Here is a 16,222-nt window from a genome sequence, read left to right on the forward strand (position 1 = left end):
CCCTACTTGTCTACTTAGGTCAGTGTCCCACCTTGCTCAGCAAGCATGTGTGCTCTGCAGGCTGCACTGAACAGGCCCACCTCGGGATCGATCACTGCCATCACTGGCAATTGCTCTAGAAACGGACGGAAGCGACCCTTGTTGCGGAAGGCTTCAAGAAAGGTGCTTGAGCGAAGGCCTTGAAGCTGCTTCGCAGCGGTACCCCCACCCACCCAGAGGCCTCCGACACAGAGTTCCTGCAGAGCTAAATCTCCCGCAGCAGAACCGTAAGCAGCTAGCCAGAGCTGTAAGGCTTCTTGAAGAATTGAATCGCCTTCGCTTGCGGCTTGACTAGCAAGAGCAGGCAGATCCAAATGGTCGCAATGATCATCACCACCATGGCGCCAAGCATCGGCCAGATCTCGCAGAGGATGACCATCTGCGTCACTGTGCTGTAGGCGCCAGCGCGCCACGTGTCCCAGACCGGTGCCACTGACAACACGTTCCAATGAAAGGCGTTCTAGTTGCAAGTCGGCCTTGAGCCACTCACAAAGTTGCCACTCGCATTCACTGCGAGGAGCAAATTCACGGTGTCCGCCTTCACTGGGCAGCGCCACCATCCCATCTTTTGTGGGCAGGCCACGGGCCATTCCAAGTCCAGTACCTGCCCCCAGAACTGCAATTGGTCCTTGTGCAGATAAATGCTGCTGTGGAAGCTGAAGCTCCACCTGCTGCGCGTCGTTGAGAAAGGGTAGGCCGTAGATCAATACGCCAAAGTCATTAATCAGTTCCAAATGCTTCAGTCCCGTGGCTGAGCAAAGGTCCTTCTCCTTCAGGCTCCAGGGCAGATTGGTGATACGTGCCTCACCATGGCGAACCGGTCCTGCAACAGCGATGCAGCCGTTATTGGGTTGCTCCATCTCCCCTGGCAAATGGGCGATGAAGTGGCTCAGCATGGGTTCAAGCGAAGTCCACTGATTGGATAAATACCTCCGCCGGTGCTGTTGCTTGAGTTGCTTTTCGTCCCAGCTATAGAGCGCAAGCAAGGTTTTGGTGCCCCCCAAATCACCTGCAAGAAAGGTTCTCGGGGACGGCATGGTGATGACGAATGAGGCAAAGGGCTTCCCTCAGGCTGCATTGACAGCGAGAGATCTGCAACTTTTACGTTGGATAGATTGCTTGCTGATTAGCTCAAGGGATCGTGATTCCCATGCCTAGATCTGTTGGCAAGGACTCATTAGCAAGCTCTAATTAGCCCCCACCTGACTTGGCCCTGCTCAACACGGATTGAGATTCCCCACTGGTTTGATTGACGTTGCGCAAGACCAGTCATTTCTTTTGATGGTTGAGTAGTGCTTGCATCGGAGACCATAAAGAAGTTCTGATTCTGCGCAGAACAGAAAGAGCCTGCTCCAACGAGAGAGCCAGAACGACTAACGCGAAGCAATCAGCTTCTCCTATCGTCAGGCCCAATTTGCCATTCAGCTTCTCATCCAGACGGAAGAGAGATTCACTCCAAAGCGAGGTATTCCTCAATTATTATCATCACCTAACTATTGACAAAATTTGTCAAGAGACACCTGATCTACCTTTAAGAGCAATTGCTTCATCCAGAAGTGATGTGAAGCTGTTCAAAGGCATGCTGCCAAAGTCCTTGCCCTCTCGAGTGCGCACAGCCACCTCTCCACTCTGCTGTTCTTTATCACCAATAATGATTAGAAATGGTACACGCTGAAGAGTATGTTCGCGAACTTTAAAACCAATTTTTTCATTTCTTAAGTCAACTTCAGTTCGATATTCTAGGGCTGATAACTTCTTGCAAATTTCCTGACAAGACTGAGCATTACGGTCTGTAATCCCCATCACTACCACCTGCACAGGTGCTAGCCAAATAGGAAGTCGTCCAGCATAGTGCTCGATCAGAATTCCGATAAAACGTTCAAAAGAACCCAGAATTGCTCGATGCAACATTACTGGTGTTCTGCGCTGGCTGTCTTCTGCTACATAAGATGCTCCCAAACGTTCCGGCATCGAGAAGTCAACCTGGATCGTTCCACATTGCCAAACTCTACCAAGACAGTCTTTTAAAGAAAACTCAATTTTAGGTCCGTAGAATGCACCTTCCCCTGGCAATAAGTCCCATGCAAGACCTTTAGCGTCCAATGCATCGGACAAGGCCTTCTCTGATTTGTCCCAGATCTCATCACTACCAACACGCTTTTCGGGCCTGGTTGATAGCTTTATAAGCACCGAGTCAAACCCAAATGATCTGTAAACCTCAAAGACTAGATCAATAAACTTAGAAACCTCTTCCTGAACCTGAAGCTCAGTACAAAAGATGTGAGCATCGTCTTGAACAAAATTGCGCACGCGCATGAGACCATGAAGTGAACCCGATGGTTCATTCCTTAAACATGAACCAAACTCTGCCAATCTAATTGGCAGGTCACGGTAACTTTTTAGGCCTTGGTTGAAGATCTGTACATGGCAGGGACAATTCATAGGCTTTATGGCATATTCACGATTTTCAGATGTCGTTGTAAACATGTCATCTTTGAACTTCTCCCAATGGCCTGATTTCTCCCATAAGGAGCGGTCTACAACCTGAGGTGTTCGGATTTCTTGGTAGTCATGCAGGCTCAGGGTCTCGCGAATATATTGCTCTAAAACCTGATAAATAGCCCAACCCTTGGCATGCCAGAAAATCATCCCAGGAGCTTCTTCTTGAGTATGAAATAAAGACATTTGCTTGGCGATCCTGCGATGATCGCGCTTTTCAGCTTCTTCAAGGCGCTTGAGATAAGCTTTTAGCTCTTTGGAACTTCCCCAGGCCGTGCCATAGATGCGCTGCAACATTGTTTTATTTGAATCACCTCGCCAATAAGCACCTGATACTTTCATTAATTTGAAAGTGCGCAAATGCCTTGTGTTAGGCACATGTGGACCTCTACACATATCAGTATATTCTTGGTGTCGATATAGCTTAATAATTTCATTCTCAGGAATTTCATCTACGATTTCGATCTTGTAGGGCTCGCATCGCTTTTCGAATTCCTTATGAGCCTCTTCCCTTGAAACTATTTCAACATTAACGTCGTAGTCAAGCTTAACCAGCTCTTTCATACGAGCCTCAATCGCTTCCAAGTCTTTAGGAGTAAAAGGCTGATCATATGCAATATCATAATAAAATCCATCTTCAATAACTGGACCAATAGCCATTTTTGCTTCGGGATATAATTGCTTTACGGCATGACCAATTAAGTGAGCGAATGAGTGGCGAATAGTCTCAATTCCATCTTGGTCTTTCGCCGTGATGATATTGACTTCAGAGTCTTTCTCGATAGGGATACAGGTATCAAGCAATACGCCATTGACTCGGCCTGCGACAGCCGCCTTTGCTAATCCAGGCCCAAGGCTTTCGGCCACCTCCATAATGGTTACGGGTTGATCAAACTTCTTTTTATTTCCGTCTGGAAGTGTAATAATAGGCATAGCAAGGAGTTTTCTTTGATGAGTTACAATGGTGTTCTATTTTATCAGCTATATCATTAGCAATCCTTGCACCTCTAAATGCTGGACTAAAATATTTTGCACATTAGCAACAACGTAGAGGGGCTCTACGAAAAAGGAACATTGAATCAAATTTTCTGGCAAGTCCAACAAGCAAAATACCAGCATAGACTTCAATGGGGGCTTGCTTAGATTCGTCAGAGCTATTTCCTACGATCTCAAAATGGTTGTTTATACAGCCGATCTAACCGCCTAGGCGTTCTTGGCTGTCGTGAGCAAAAGATGTTTGCATTACCTGCCTACCCCCAGCACACATGGCTTTGATCGTAATCAATCCGAGAGACGCTTGATGCCTAACATTTTCTGCTTAGGGAATGTTCTGTCATGGAATTCGAGGTTTGCTGATAATCCAGCTACCACAGGCCCGTCAGCAAAACAAGTGAGCAAATCGCTTACGGCCCTGATCGCAATGCTCAGGGTCATGGTTGAAGGCATCGACTATGGGCTTTGCTCGTGGCAAGAAAGCTGCCGAGATTGTCTGCTTCTGTTGTGATCGTCATCCTTTTTGGATGTCTCTTTTAGAGAGTGATCCGCAAAGGGAACGCTAGGATTTGGTTGCAATCAAGGGATGTCTTTCGAGTAGAAGCACACAACTTCTTCTGGTTCTGAAGTTAGATGCTTTTAGCTTGCTAAGGCCTGCTGCTGCAGTTGACGCAAATTGGCTGAATAAAATTTTGCCAACTCTGCATGGCTCTTGACTGGCTGTCCATAACTGCTTTTGCCAGCCCAATTAGGAAACGAAGCCCATTCCGGTGAAAGACGAGCCATCGCGGAGTGCGTTAAACCAAGAGAATCTATTTCCTTGAGAGCACCGCGCTTGCTAACCAAGTGCAACGCTGCTTGATCTTGATGTTGTGGTTGGAAATTGGGTAAGTTCAGCTCCTTCGCTACTGCCATCCAAGTTGATGGCATGAATTGATAGGCCCCTGCTGCTGCACTGCTGTAGAACTTCACCACAACTCGATTGGGGTGTTGAGAGAGGTCCTCAAAGACACCCCCTCCAAACATGGTGCGATATCCGAGGTCTTTTCCTTCTTTCCAAGTGCCTTCTGCATAACGGATGGTGTTCAGAAGGGCTCGACGTTCGGGCGTTATTAAATAGTGCAGCTTTTGGCTTCCATTGCTTTGATAAGCAACGTTCACCCTAAAAGCATGTTCTTTAGGTAACTGAATGCGTTCAGCTTGCAAGGTCTGGCCAGTACCCATGAGAACACTCAGACTGATCATGGCGGAAGTTGCCGTGACCCAATTCGAATGATTCGATTGACCTGAAAAGCCAAACTGCAATGGGAACGAGCGAAGCACGTAAACCAACTAAACGGTTTGTCACATTGATCAATACCTCCCCCGTCTGGCGAGATGGTGACTAATACCCTTGACTCACACAGCAGAGTATGCATAAGCCTGAAGCTGGCATTGACAACAGATTCTGCGTCTCACGAGACCCTTGCTGATGACTAGAACTCGCTGACTTCAGTGCCACAAGGAGGCCTCGACCATCACTAAGCCCCAATGATTAGCCAAACTTTTCTTTCGGCTTGTATTGATTAGCTGGCTATCAGGAAGCCAAGGGCCTGGCGGACTCGTTGAAGGGTTGCTTGGGCGGTCTCTTCCGCTCTGGTCCTGCCTTGGTCAAGAACTCTGATGAGTTCAATGCGGTCGCCCATGAGTTGTTGATAGCGATGCTGTATCGGCTCAAGGGCTGACACCGTGGCGTCGGCCAGCAGAGGCTTGAAGGTTCCCCATCCCATTTCTGCGCATTCTTGGGCAGCTGCTTCTCTTCCGCGGCCACTAAGAATGGCGTAAATCCCAAGCAAATTGTCAGCCTCTGGGCGGTCTGGGTTGCCAAATTGCAAGCCCATTTGGGGGTCTGTCTTGGCCCGCTTGATTTTTTTTGTGATCAGTTCAGGCGGATCAAGCAGTGTGATACGACTTCCTTCATTGGGGTCACTTTTACTCATCTTGCTGCGGCCATCGCTAAGGCTCATCACTCTTGCTCCCTCTTTAATGATCAGGGGATCTGGAACTTTAAGGACAGGTTTCTCTTCACTACCGAAGCGAGCATTGATGCGCTGCTGAGCGATGTCACGGGCGAGTTCTAAATGTTGTTTCTGGTCTTCGCCCACAGGCACCAAATCAGCGTCATAAAGAAGAATGTCTGCTGCCATCAACACCGGATAGTCCAGCAGTCCCACAGAAACGTTGTCCCCCTGTTTGACTGACTTTTCTTTGAACTGGATCATTCGCTCTAGCCAGTTCAGAGGCGTAACACAGTTCAGCAACCAACAGAGCTCACTGTGGGCGGAAACCTGGCTCTGCACAAAGATGCTGCAGAGATCTGGATCCATCCCACAGGCCAGGTAGAGAGCGGCTGTGGAGAGGGACTCCTCGGCCAAACGTTCTGGATCGTGCGGAACGGTAATGGCATGTAAATCCACGACACAGACATAGGTGTCATGGCTGCTCTGAAGATCTACCCAGTTGCGGATGGCCCCCAACCAGTTACCCAGATGGAGGGCACCAGTCGGCTGGACGCCGGAAAGGACCCGCGGGCGCTGCATTAATCAGCCCTCACTAGGTGCATTGTCAGGTTCATGCTCTATTGCCTGCACTTGTTGAGTTTCAGCAGCCTGGTCCTGCTCTTGCTCTGCTGAGTGCAATTGTTCGCTTTCAGCAGTCTGGGCCTGTTCTTGAGTTTGTTCTTCAGCTCGGTTTTGTTCACTTTCTAGAGCCTTCTCGGGCTCTTGAACCGATGGTTGAGGCTTGGCTGGCCGTGCGAAAGGATCAGGTCGAGCCCCTCGATGCATTGGCTGTCTGTCTCTATGAGAGCGATCACTACGCGTTCGCTGAGCTCCTTCTTCTCTTCGTCTGCCACCACTTGGGGCCTTGGAACGCTCACTGGCCACCAGTTCGTCCAATTGGCCGTCCTCCAACATCTGGCCAAGGGTGCGCAAGGCAAATCCCAGTACCGCCACTGTGGAGCGCAGTTGAAAGGCTTCCTGCAGGGCTCTGGCAGAGCGCATTTCGTTGTCGCTCAAACGGATACGAAATCCGCCGGCTTCACGGTTCCCAGGACCGCGCCCACCTCGGAATCCAGCCCTTCCGCTCTCCCGGGCACCATCACCATGCCTTTCTTGTCGTTGCGGATCGCTGTAAGAATCAGTCATGGCCTACGGCCTTCAATCAGGCGCAAGTGTGACGCATCGTCGTCTTTCGCGACATGCCTGGGGTTCATGACGGGATTAAATTTTTTTTGATCTTCATCAGAGAAACGCTTCTTTGTGACCCCATTTGAGGAGTCAAATGAACGCAAAGTCTTCTCTCAGCCAATAATTGAACGAAGAAGGTCACGTAGGCTGGTAAAGCTTGCACGACAGGTGGTGCCCCGTGAAGCTTCCAGCCCTACTGATCAATCTTGTGCCTCGCTCCCCTGCCTTAATTGGCCGTGTAGCACTCATCACAGGGTCCTTCGTCCTCGGTCAGTGGGTCTTCACTGATGTGATTCATCTGCCTGGCGGTGGTCTTGGCTTGATTGTTGCTGGTGCGGGCGTCTGGTGGTTGTCAAGGCCCTCAATACCGGCCCGTTTTGATGCACCAGATTCTGTGCAGGGCTGGATCCGTCGCTGCAAAGAGGTCCTTGATCAGTTTGAGGACCTAGAAGAGGGTGAGGAAGATGTGGTTGCGCTTCGCCAACAGCGCAGCGAGGCCCTTGATGCCGTTCTACAGCGTTCCGAACCTCAAAAAGTTTCTTTTGTGAATTCCGGAGAGGGTTCTCTTGAGGATCATCCCGATGTTCAGACAGCCATTGCAGGATCCACTCCACTGAGCATCAGCTGGGCGAGGCCTCTCTCTCAGACAGGCGAGTCTTGGGTCTGGCCCGCAGCTCTACAAGAGCAGGATGTCTTGCTCTATGTCTTGCCTTTGCCGTTGATGGCAGCAGACCTTCTTTGGTTGGAGAGGGTGCCAGCCAATCAACCCATCTGGCTGATCGTCTCTTGGCAAGATTCATCGACTTGGGTCGATCAGCTGCAGGCACTTCAAGCTCAGTTGCCACAACGCTTGAGCGGACAGGTGCTTCGTTGGACAGGCAATCAAGACGATCTTTCAGAAGCCCTTGCACCGGTGAGACGTCTGTTAGAGCACCCTCAGCGAAATCTTGAGATCACGCGTAAGCGCTTGTTGGGCAGTCTGCACCGCAATTGGCAAGCCGAGTTAGAGCAACTTCGCAGGCAGAGGTTCCTTGGACTCCAACAGCGCACTCAATGGTTGGTTGCAGGAGCTGTTTTTGCCTCTCCTTTACCCACAACGGATCTTCTAGCCGTGGCTGTGGTCAACGGCTTGATGATTAAAGAAATGGCGGGGATTTGGAAATGTTCCTTGAAGCCAGAGGTTCTGCAGTTGGCAGCTCGCCAGTTGGCTGGGGCGGCTCTAGCCCAGGGAGTGGTGGAGTGGAGTGGCCAAGCTCTATTGGGCGTAGCCAAACTTGACGGCAGCAGCTGGCTTGCAGCGGGTACTGTTCAGGCGCTCAGCGCTGCTTACCTAACCCGTGTTGTTGGACGCTCAATGGCCGATTGGCTGGCATTGAACAGTGGCGTTGCTGAGCCGGATTTGGAAGCCTTAAAGATTCAGGCACCGCTGCTGGTTGCTAAGGCTGCAGAGCAGGAACGTCTCGATTGGTCCAGCTTTTCACAACAGGGAATCAGCTGGATCAAGGAGTTGGCTCGCCAACCAGGCGCCTCGCCGAACCCTGCGTAGGCCGCGCAAGCAAACTTCATGAAGTTTGCTTGCGCACTGCGTCGCAATGTGAGGAAGGCACTTGAAGTAAGTGAGCTTTGCTGCCCAATTTTCATATGCTATTGGCGAGTCTTCCCTAACCATGGGTTGAGGCTCGTTAATGTCCTCTTCATACTCAATGACCACCACCATTCGCAGTGGTCGCCTCAGTGGCTGGGAATCCTTCTGCAATTGGGTCACCTCCACCAATAACCGCATTTATGTGGGTTGGTTCGGTGTCCTGATGGTTCCCACGCTGTTGGCAGCTGCCATCTGCTTCACCATTGCCTTTATTGCGGCACCGCCGGTTGATATCGACGGTATCCGTGAGCCTGTTGCTGGCTCTTTCCTCTACGGCAATAACATCATTTCTGGTGCTGTTGTTCCTTCCAGCAACGCCATCGGCCTGCACTTTTATCCCATTTGGGAAGCTGCTTCTGTTGATGAGTGGCTTTACAACGGCGGTCCTTACCAGCTTGTTGTGTTCCACTTCCTGATCGGCATTTGTTGCTGGTTGGGTCGCCAATGGGAACTCTCCTACCGCTTGGGCATGCGCCCTTGGATCTGTGTGGCCTACAGCGCACCGCTGTCGGCAGCCTTTGCTGTTTTCCTGATCTATCCCGTTGGTCAGGGTTCCTTCTCTGATGGCATGCCTTTAGGCATCTCTGGAACCTTCAACTTCATGTTGGTATTCCAGGCAGAGCACAACATCCTCATGCATCCCTTCCACATGATTGGTGTGGCGGGCATGTTTGGCGGCAGTTTGTTCTCCGCCATGCACGGTTCACTGGTGACCTCATCGTTGATTCGTGAAACCACCGAAACCGAGTCTCAGAACTACGGCTATAAGTTCGGCCAAGAGGAAGAGACCTACAACATCGTGGCTGCCCACGGTTATTTCGGTCGTCTGATCTTCCAGTACGCCAGCTTCAATAACAGCCGCAGTCTGCACTTCTTCCTGGCCGCCTGGCCGGTGATCTGCATCTGGATCACCTCACTGGGTATTAGCACCATGGCCTTCAACTTGAACGGCTTTAACTTCAACCAGTCGGTTCTCGATGCCCAAGGCAGAGTTGTACCAACCTGGGCTGATGTGCTCAACCGCAGCAACCTCGGTATGGAAGTGATGCACGAGCGTAATGCTCATAACTTCCCTCTCGACCTGGCAGCTGCTGAGTCCACACCTGTGGCTCTGATTGCTCCTGCGATTGGCTGATCCGATCATCCCCAATAAAGGTTTGGCAACAGCTGAACCTCAAAACCCCCTCTCAAGAGGGGGTTTTTTGTTGCTAAGTAGCAACTTCTTTGAAAAGCCTCTTTTTGGGCTCAGCAAGATTCCATACTTAGGAGCTTCAGGGAACATGAAATAACCCCTGAGAGTCCTTTGGCGCGAACGGACCTATCACGTGTCTCAATTGATCTCTGGGCGTCAAGCCGTCCGTTTTGTACTTGCCTTCTGCTGCCTTGCACTTCTAGGTGCCTGCACACCACCAACCAGGATGGCGAGCCAGTCCCAGGCCCAAGACTCAGGCAAACCTCTTGTGCTCACCACCTTCACGGTGCTGGCAGACATGGCACGCAATGTTGCCGGCGACCGTTTACAGGTGCGCTCGATCGTCAAGCAGGGCGCTGAAATTCATGGTTATCAGCCCACGCCAAGTGACCTGGCCCAAGCTGTTGGTGCAGATTTGATTGTCGAAAATGGCTTTGGGCTGGAACTCTGGGCGCGCAAGTTCACTGCCGCTGCTGGCAAGGTCTCAACGCTGACTCTTAGTGAGGGGATGGAGCCACTGTTAATTGAGGGGGATGCCTACGCAGGCAAGCCCAATCCTCATGCCTGGATGTCTCCGCAACGGGCGATGCAATACGTCGATCAACTGGTGAAAGCCTTTAGCAGGATTGATCCAGAAGGTGCCAAGACCTTTGCCATTAATGGTCGTCGCTACAAAGACCAGCTCCAAAAACTTGATGATGAACTAAGGAAATCTCTGGCAACGATTCCAGCCAAACGTCGTTTACTGGTCACCTGTGAGGGAGCCTTCACCTACTTGGCAAAGGATTACGGCATGGAGGAGGCTTACCTTTGGCCTGTCAATGCCGAGAGTGAGGTCACACCTCAACATATGGCCAAACTCATCGAGACCGTCAAGCTGCGTGAAGTGCCAGCGATCTTCTGCGAAAGCACTGTCAGCGACAAGGCTCAGCGTGAGGTCGCACGGGCTAGCGGCGCTCGCTTTGGCGGTACATTCTTTGTTGATTCTCTTTCGCAAGCCGATGGGCCGGCCTCGACCTTGCTCGATCTTCAACGACATAACGTCGATCTGATTCTGGATGAATTGGTACCAGTCAATCGCGAAAAATAATGGATCAGTGTCGTTCAATTCCTTTCGGCGATCGCCTGCGCATTGAGGCCGATCAAATTTGCGTGGATTACAACGGCGTCGTGGCGCTTTATGACGCCAGCCTGCATTTGCGGGCTGGCTGCATCTGCGGGCTAGTTGGAATGAATGGTTCTGGCAAGTCAACCCTTTTCAAGGCCCTGATGGGTTTTGTAAGACCATCACGAGGAACGATCCAAATCAATGGGCTATCAGTGCCCCGTGCCCAGCGCGATCAGGCTGTTGCCTACGTCCCTCAGAGCGAGGAAATCGACTGCTCGTTCCCAATAAGCGTCTGGGAAGTGGTGATGATGGGTCGCTATGGCTCGATGAATCTCTTACGCATCCCTAGGGAATCAGATCGATTGGCGGTTTGGCATGCCCTCGAACGGGTGGAGCTCCTCGACTTGAGACATCGCCCCATTGGGGCCCTCTCCGGCGGCCAGCGCAAGCGGGCATTCCTGGCCCGCGCAATTGCCCAGCGCGCCTCTGTACTCCTACTCGATGAGCCATTTAACGGTGTTGATGTACGAACCGAAAAGCTCATGGCGGAGCTGTTCCTTCAGTTTCGTCATGAGGGTCACACCATCTTGATCTCCACCCATGACCTCAGTCATGTGCGCGAGTTCTGCGATCTGGTGGTACTCATCAACAAGACGGTGCTGGCCTATGGCGAAACGGCAGAGGTCTTTACTCCAGAGAACCTCGCCATGACATTCGGCGGCATGGTTCCGAACGTCCTGAGCGGTGGTCCGACCTCCACGGAGGACTTCAAGCAATGACAGAGCTTCTGGCAACAGCGACAACGCTGTCTTGGTTATTGGAACCCCTTAGTCATGAGTTCATGGTGCGTGCCTTGGTGGTGAGCGCTCTTGTTGGAGGGGTATGTGGACTGCTCTCCTGCTACATGACCCTCAAGGGCTGGGCGTTAATGGGCGATGCGGTCTCCCATGCCGTGATGCCCGGAGTGGTTGTGGCCTATGCCCTGGGGTTGCCGTTCTCGATGGGGGCCTTTGTCTTTGGCGTGGGGTCGGTGGCTTTGATTGGCTTTGTAAAACAGAAGTCACGGGTCAAGGAAGACACTGTGATTGGCCTTGTCTTTACAGGTTTTTTTGCGCTCGGATTGGTACTGGTATCCAAAACCAGAAGCAACATCGACCTCACCCATATTCTTTTTGGCAATGTGCTGGGAATCTCAATGGCTGATATCCAGCAAACACTTTTGATTTCTGGAATTGTGGTGGCAATTCTGTTGGTTCTTCGCAGGGATTTTATGTTGTTCTGCTTTGATCCAACCCATGCACGATCGATCGGCATCAATACAGGACTACTGCATTATTTGCTGTTATCAGTGTTATCACTTGCTGCTGTTGCTGGTCTACAGACCGTAGGCATCATTCTGGTGGTTGCGATGTTAATCACTCCTGGCGCTACGGCCTATCTACTCACAGACCGCTTTGATCGGATGACTTTGCTCGCAATCCTCAGCAGTGCCCTTTCAAGTGTTCTAGGTGTCTACATCAGCTATTGGACAGATAGTTCCACTGCAGGCTGCATTGTGCTGGTGCAGACCGTTCTTTTCCTGCTGACTTTCTTATTCTCCCCTCGATACGGCATTTTGAAAGTTCAGCGTTCACTTGCTCCATAGGCGTGGCCGAACAGCGCAAGTCTGACTAGAGAGGACTTGATTTTTATGGGCCTCTTCAATTGGCTCTGCTCAATGTGGTTTGAGGAACACCAATTGCTCAATACCTAATCTCTGTTCAGATTTAAATTGAGCAGCCACGTTCTGTTCATGATGTGCATTTTCAATAGAAAATCCACTGATTACGCCTGAGACTCCAGTTCAAACAATCACTTGACTTGATCAAGCGTGGCTTTGATTGCCGCTGCTGCCGCTTTGCGGCTGTGGTTGCAATTTGTTTGCAGGCCTTATCCCTTTGATGTCCCTAGGGATTTGTGCAAAGACTCATGTTTCCTGCAATTGCACGTTGTCTACCTGAGTAATGAGTCCTCTCCTGTGCTCTCTGGCAATGTTCAACAGCTTGTTGTTGAGAGAATTTTTGGGGCCTTGACCGGTTCGGTGGTAGGGCGCATTGCCTGCATCTACGGTTCGATCGAGATTAAAGATGATCTGACAATTTCCGCACCAGCCTTCTGCCTAAGTTGAGGGAACACCACGTTCGTGCCCGATGCCCTGGGGTGAGGCTCTCAACCGGCGTGATCGTCAACCGGAAGTCATGGATCAGCCAGGGCTCGATCCCACTGAACATGCCAGGGCCTTAAACGGCTTGCGACGCATCAATGCCATCAGCCGCTGTTCTGCAGGTCTATTCCAATCCATTCAGGCTCTAGCCATCCGCCACCCCGAGACTCCCCTACGGGTGCTCGAGCTCGCCTGCGGAGGTGGAGACACAGCGATCGATCTTGCTCTGATGGCACAGCGCCAGGGCCTGAAGCTCGAGATTCAAGCCTGTGATTTCAACCCAGAAGCCGTGCGTATTGCCCGTGCCAATGCATGGAAACGGAATGCCAAATTGACATTCTTCTCTGCCGACGCACTCTCTGAAAACGTTGATGATGAATCGTTCGATGTGGTGTTCTGCACCCTTTTCATCCATCACTTAGACGACAGCGACGTGGAACGGCTTCTCGCCAGAATGGCAACAAGGGCCCGCAGGCTTGTGCTGGTTAATGATCTAATCCGCAGTCGTCTGGGCTACGTGATGGCCTGGGCTGGAACGCGTCTCCTGAGTCGCTCCTGGGTGGTCCATACCGATGGCCCCCTTTCGGTTCGTGCCGCTTTCCGTCCTGCGGAAATCATGGCTTTAGCCCGGCGCGCAGGTTTGGAGGGTGTTCAACTGAATCGCTGCTGGCCTGAGCGTTACCTGCTCAGGTGGGAGCGACATTGAGATGCAGGAGTCGTGGGATGTACTGGTGGTTGGGGCCGGTCCTGCAGGGGGACTAGCCGCCCTGGATTGCGCAAGGCGAGGATTAACGGTGTTACTTGTGGAAAAACGCGCTTTCCCCCGCTGGAAAGTGTGTGGTTGCTGCTTTAACAAACAGGCTCAGGCGACTCTCGCCTCTCTGGGGCAGAACGATCTCATCATTGATCGCGGCGGCGTACGACTGCAAACCCTTCGCCTCGGTCTGAATGGTCGTCAAACATCTCTAGCCATTCCCGATGGTTTTGCTCTCTCCAGGGAACGGTTCGATCAGGCACTGATGGAAGCGGTCGTTGAAGCTGGAGCTTCCGTTCGCTGTCAAATGAGCGCCGGGGTCGAAGAAGTCCAGCCAGGCTGGCGGATTGTGCGGCTGAAGGATCAGCGCAGCGGTCAGCAGAACCACGTCAGGGCGCGTGTCGTGCTTGTTGCAGCTGGGCTTGCCCAGCGTTGCTTGCCCGAGCAGGATGCTGGCATCACCAGGATCCGTAGTCGTTCCAGAGTTGGGGCGGGTTGTGTTCTTGTTGATGATGAGAAGCACTACACCGCAGGAGCCATTCACATGGCAATCGGCGAACGTGGTTATGTGGGTCTGGTACGCCGAGAGGACGGTTTACTCAATCTGGCAGCCGCTTTCGATCGGCAGGCGCTAGCCCATGGGCAAGGAGCGGCCGGAGCGACCCAGGATGTGCTTATGCAGGCTGGTTTCCCACCACCTGCTGCTCTGAGACAGGGGCGATGGCAGCTGACACCAGCTCTTAGTCGCGGCGCTGAGGTTGTTGCCGGAGAGCGCTTTCTGGTGATGGGTGACGCAGCGGGTTATGTGGAGCCATTTACAGGAGAAGGAATTGCCTGGGCCCTCACTGCAGGTGCCGCAGCGGCACCATTCGTTGAAGAAGGCCTCCTGCACTGGAGCCATGATCTGGAGAAACGCTGGACGAGAGAGCTGAAGCTGCGGATCGGTCGTCGCCAGCGGATCTGTCGCACTCTGGCCATGGTGCTGAGGCAGCCAAAGCCGACGAGGGCATTGTTTGAACTGAGCAGCCGCTGGCCGGCACTGTCTGAACGGATTGTTGCCAGCCTGAACCATGTGACGCTCCCCTCCGCCGGAAGTCAGCAATGCCTCTGACCATTCGCGGCATGGGAACTGCAGTGCCGGAACAACAAGTCAATCAGAGCGATTCCATGGCGCTTGCAGAGTTGGTCAGTGCCGACAGTCCCGAACGAGCGGCACTGGTCCGCCGGATTCAGCGACGAACTCAGGTTCAGAACAGGGGCAGCGTTCTGCTGGGAGACGACGCGAGTGAGCCGATCAGCAAGCGTTTGCCCTTCTACGGGGCCAAAAGCCCCACGACTGCCGCAAGGATGAACGAGTTTGATCACCATGCTTCAGCGCTAGCAATCAATGCATGCCGTCTTGCCCTCGAGGAGGCCGAGCTAGCCGCTGATGTGATCACTCATCTTGTGACCGTTTGCTGTACAGGATTCAAGGCTCCGGGTGTTGACCTTGCTCTGATCGACCAACTTGAACTTGACCCCGGTGTTCAGAGGACCCATGTGGGATTCATGGGCTGTCACGGTGCCTTGAACGGTCTACGTGTGGCGCGAGCGTTCGCTGAAGCTGATGCCAACGCTGTAGTGCTGCTGTGTTCTGTCGAACTGTGCAGTCTCCATCTTCATTACGGCTGGGACCCCGAGAAGGTGGTAGCCAACGCCCTGTTCGCGGATGGAGCCGCAGCTTTGGTTGCTTCTCAAGCTTTGGCGCAATCGAAGCAATCTCTGACCCTGAAGGCTTCTGGCTCCACCGTGATTCCGAACACCAGCAGTCTGATGCATTGGCAGGTCGGAGATCATGGTTTCGCTATGGGTTTATCACCACAGGTGCCAGAGGCGATAGCTGATGCATTGCAACCTTGGCTGAGCAGTTGGTTGAGGGGCCATGGATCCGATCTGACTGAAATCCGCAGCTGGGCCCTCCACCCTGGGGGGCCGAGGATCCTGCAGGCCTGCGCCGACGCCTTGGCCCTCAAGCATGAGCACCTGGCTGAATCCCGGTCCGTCCTTCAAGCTCACGGCAACATGTCTTCGGCCACCGTTCTTTTCATTCTTGAACGCATGCGTCATAAGGCTTGCAGCGGACCTTGCCTGGCACTCGCCTTTGGTCCCGGCCTTTGTGCCGAAGTGGCGTTGTTCGATCTTTGCAACAGCAACTGAATTCGAACTTTGGGTCAGAGTTCAGAGCTACTCAGTTCTTCTTTAATCGAGGATTCAGTGAGCGATAATGGAAGGAGAAACGAACAACGCAATTGATCTAATTGGATCGAAATAGCCAATGGAGTTTCCAACTTGATAGTGATGAAGCTCTGCTGTAACTAGGCCATAACAAGTACTAGAATTGGCACCAAGCAAATAATCAGGGCAACCTCGCGAAGTGTTTTAGGTTTTCAGCGTAAGTCAAAGGCGAGAAGAGAGTTGAATCATGAATCGTAATTTACAAAGTCTCTCGCCAACCTCAACATCAAGAAAAAGAGCTAAGCATATATTGCTTGAGCAGTGAAATTTGACTAGGTACAACTCTTA

14 protein-coding genes are annotated in these 16,222 nt (G+C 52.1%); 9 read left to right on the forward strand and 5 right to left on the reverse strand.

All coding sequences use genetic code 11. From position 1 onward, the window contains the following. Positions 1–14: 14 nt before the first annotated feature. The 5 genes from glk to SIB79_RS07110 all read right to left on the reverse strand — a co-directional run bounded on the left by glk (position 15) and on the right by SIB79_RS07110 (position 6,716). Positions 15–1,076 carry a glucokinase gene (glk, locus tag SIB79_RS07090; RefSeq protein WP_063403236.1) on the reverse strand — a complete coding sequence of 354 codons (1,062 nt, stop codon included), beginning with the start codon at positions 1,074–1,076 and terminating at the stop codon, positions 15–17. A gap of 472 nt (positions 1,077–1,548) precedes the next feature. After that, positions 1,549–3,471: a threonine--tRNA ligase gene (gene thrS / locus SIB79_RS07095; protein ID WP_063403234.1), complete on the reverse strand. Its 1,923-nt coding sequence runs from the start codon at positions 3,469–3,471 to the stop codon at positions 1,549–1,551. 699 nt (positions 3,472–4,170) lie between these two features. Then, on the reverse strand, positions 4,171–4,776 hold the full coding sequence (locus SIB79_RS07100) for a glycoside hydrolase family 104 protein (RefSeq protein ID WP_063403302.1): 606 nt from the start codon (positions 4,774–4,776) through the stop codon (positions 4,171–4,173). 320 nt (positions 4,777–5,096) lie between these two features. Then, a complete protein-coding gene (gene trpS, locus SIB79_RS07105; protein WP_063403233.1) occupies positions 5,097–6,110 on the reverse strand; it encodes a tryptophan--tRNA ligase in 1,014 nt (337 codons plus the stop codon). A 3-nt stretch (positions 6,111–6,113) separates the two neighbouring features. Next, entirely contained in the window at positions 6,114–6,716 is a 603-nt protein-coding gene (locus SIB79_RS07110; RefSeq protein ID WP_063403232.1) for a hypothetical protein, read from the reverse strand. A gap of 220 nt (positions 6,717–6,936) precedes the next feature. Between SIB79_RS07110 and SIB79_RS07115 the strand changes: the two genes are divergently transcribed. The 9 genes from SIB79_RS07115 to SIB79_RS07155 all read left to right on the forward strand — a co-directional run bounded on the left by SIB79_RS07115 (position 6,937) and on the right by SIB79_RS07155 (position 15,856). Beyond that, entirely contained in the window at positions 6,937–8,304 is a 1,368-nt protein-coding gene (locus SIB79_RS07115; protein WP_063403231.1) for a YcjF family protein, read from the forward strand. Positions 8,305–8,461: 157 nt separating this feature from the next. Continuing rightward, a complete protein-coding gene (gene psbA / locus SIB79_RS07120; protein ID WP_011129798.1) occupies positions 8,462–9,538 on the forward strand; it encodes a photosystem II q(b) protein in 1,077 nt (358 codons plus the stop codon). 283 nt (positions 9,539–9,821) lie between these two features. Continuing rightward, on the forward strand, positions 9,822–10,685 hold the full coding sequence (locus tag SIB79_RS07125) for a metal ABC transporter substrate-binding protein (RefSeq protein WP_081215647.1): 864 nt from the start codon (positions 9,822–9,824) through the stop codon (positions 10,683–10,685). Then, entirely contained in the window at positions 10,685–11,482 is a 798-nt protein-coding gene (locus SIB79_RS07130; protein WP_011129796.1) for a metal ABC transporter ATP-binding protein, read from the forward strand. The genes SIB79_RS07125 and SIB79_RS07130 overlap by 1 nt, the downstream gene beginning before the upstream one ends. After that, complete coding sequence (locus tag SIB79_RS07135; RefSeq protein WP_063403314.1) at positions 11,479–12,348, forward strand: metal ABC transporter permease; 870 nt, start codon at positions 11,479–11,481, stop codon at positions 12,346–12,348. Before SIB79_RS07130 ends, SIB79_RS07135 begins: the two co-directional genes overlap by 4 nt. 225 nt (positions 12,349–12,573) lie before the next feature. Next, positions 12,574–12,870 carry a hypothetical protein gene (locus tag SIB79_RS07140; protein WP_063403315.1) on the forward strand — a complete coding sequence of 99 codons (297 nt, stop codon included), beginning with the start codon at positions 12,574–12,576 and terminating at the stop codon, positions 12,868–12,870. Between the two features lie 22 nt (positions 12,871–12,892). Next, the gene (locus SIB79_RS07145; RefSeq protein WP_063403316.1) at positions 12,893–13,612 is read left to right on the forward strand and encodes a class I SAM-dependent methyltransferase; all 720 of its coding nucleotides are present in this window, start codon (positions 12,893–12,895) and stop codon (positions 13,610–13,612) included. A gap of 1 nt (position 13,613) precedes the next feature. Continuing rightward, positions 13,614–14,771 carry an NAD(P)/FAD-dependent oxidoreductase gene (locus SIB79_RS07150; RefSeq protein WP_063403317.1) on the forward strand — a complete coding sequence of 386 codons (1,158 nt, stop codon included), beginning with the start codon at positions 13,614–13,616 and terminating at the stop codon, positions 14,769–14,771. After that, the gene (locus tag SIB79_RS07155) at positions 14,762–15,856 is read left to right on the forward strand and encodes a type III polyketide synthase (RefSeq protein WP_063403318.1); all 1,095 of its coding nucleotides are present in this window, start codon (positions 14,762–14,764) and stop codon (positions 15,854–15,856) included. The genes SIB79_RS07150 and SIB79_RS07155 overlap by 10 nt, the downstream gene beginning before the upstream one ends. The last annotated feature ends 366 nt before the right edge of the window (positions 15,857–16,222 follow it).

Origin of the sequence: Prochlorococcus sp. MIT 1342, assembly GCF_047304495.1 — a bacterium.
Taxonomy (GTDB): Bacteria; Cyanobacteriota; Cyanobacteriia; order PCC-6307; family Cyanobiaceae; genus Prochlorococcus; species Prochlorococcus marinus_D.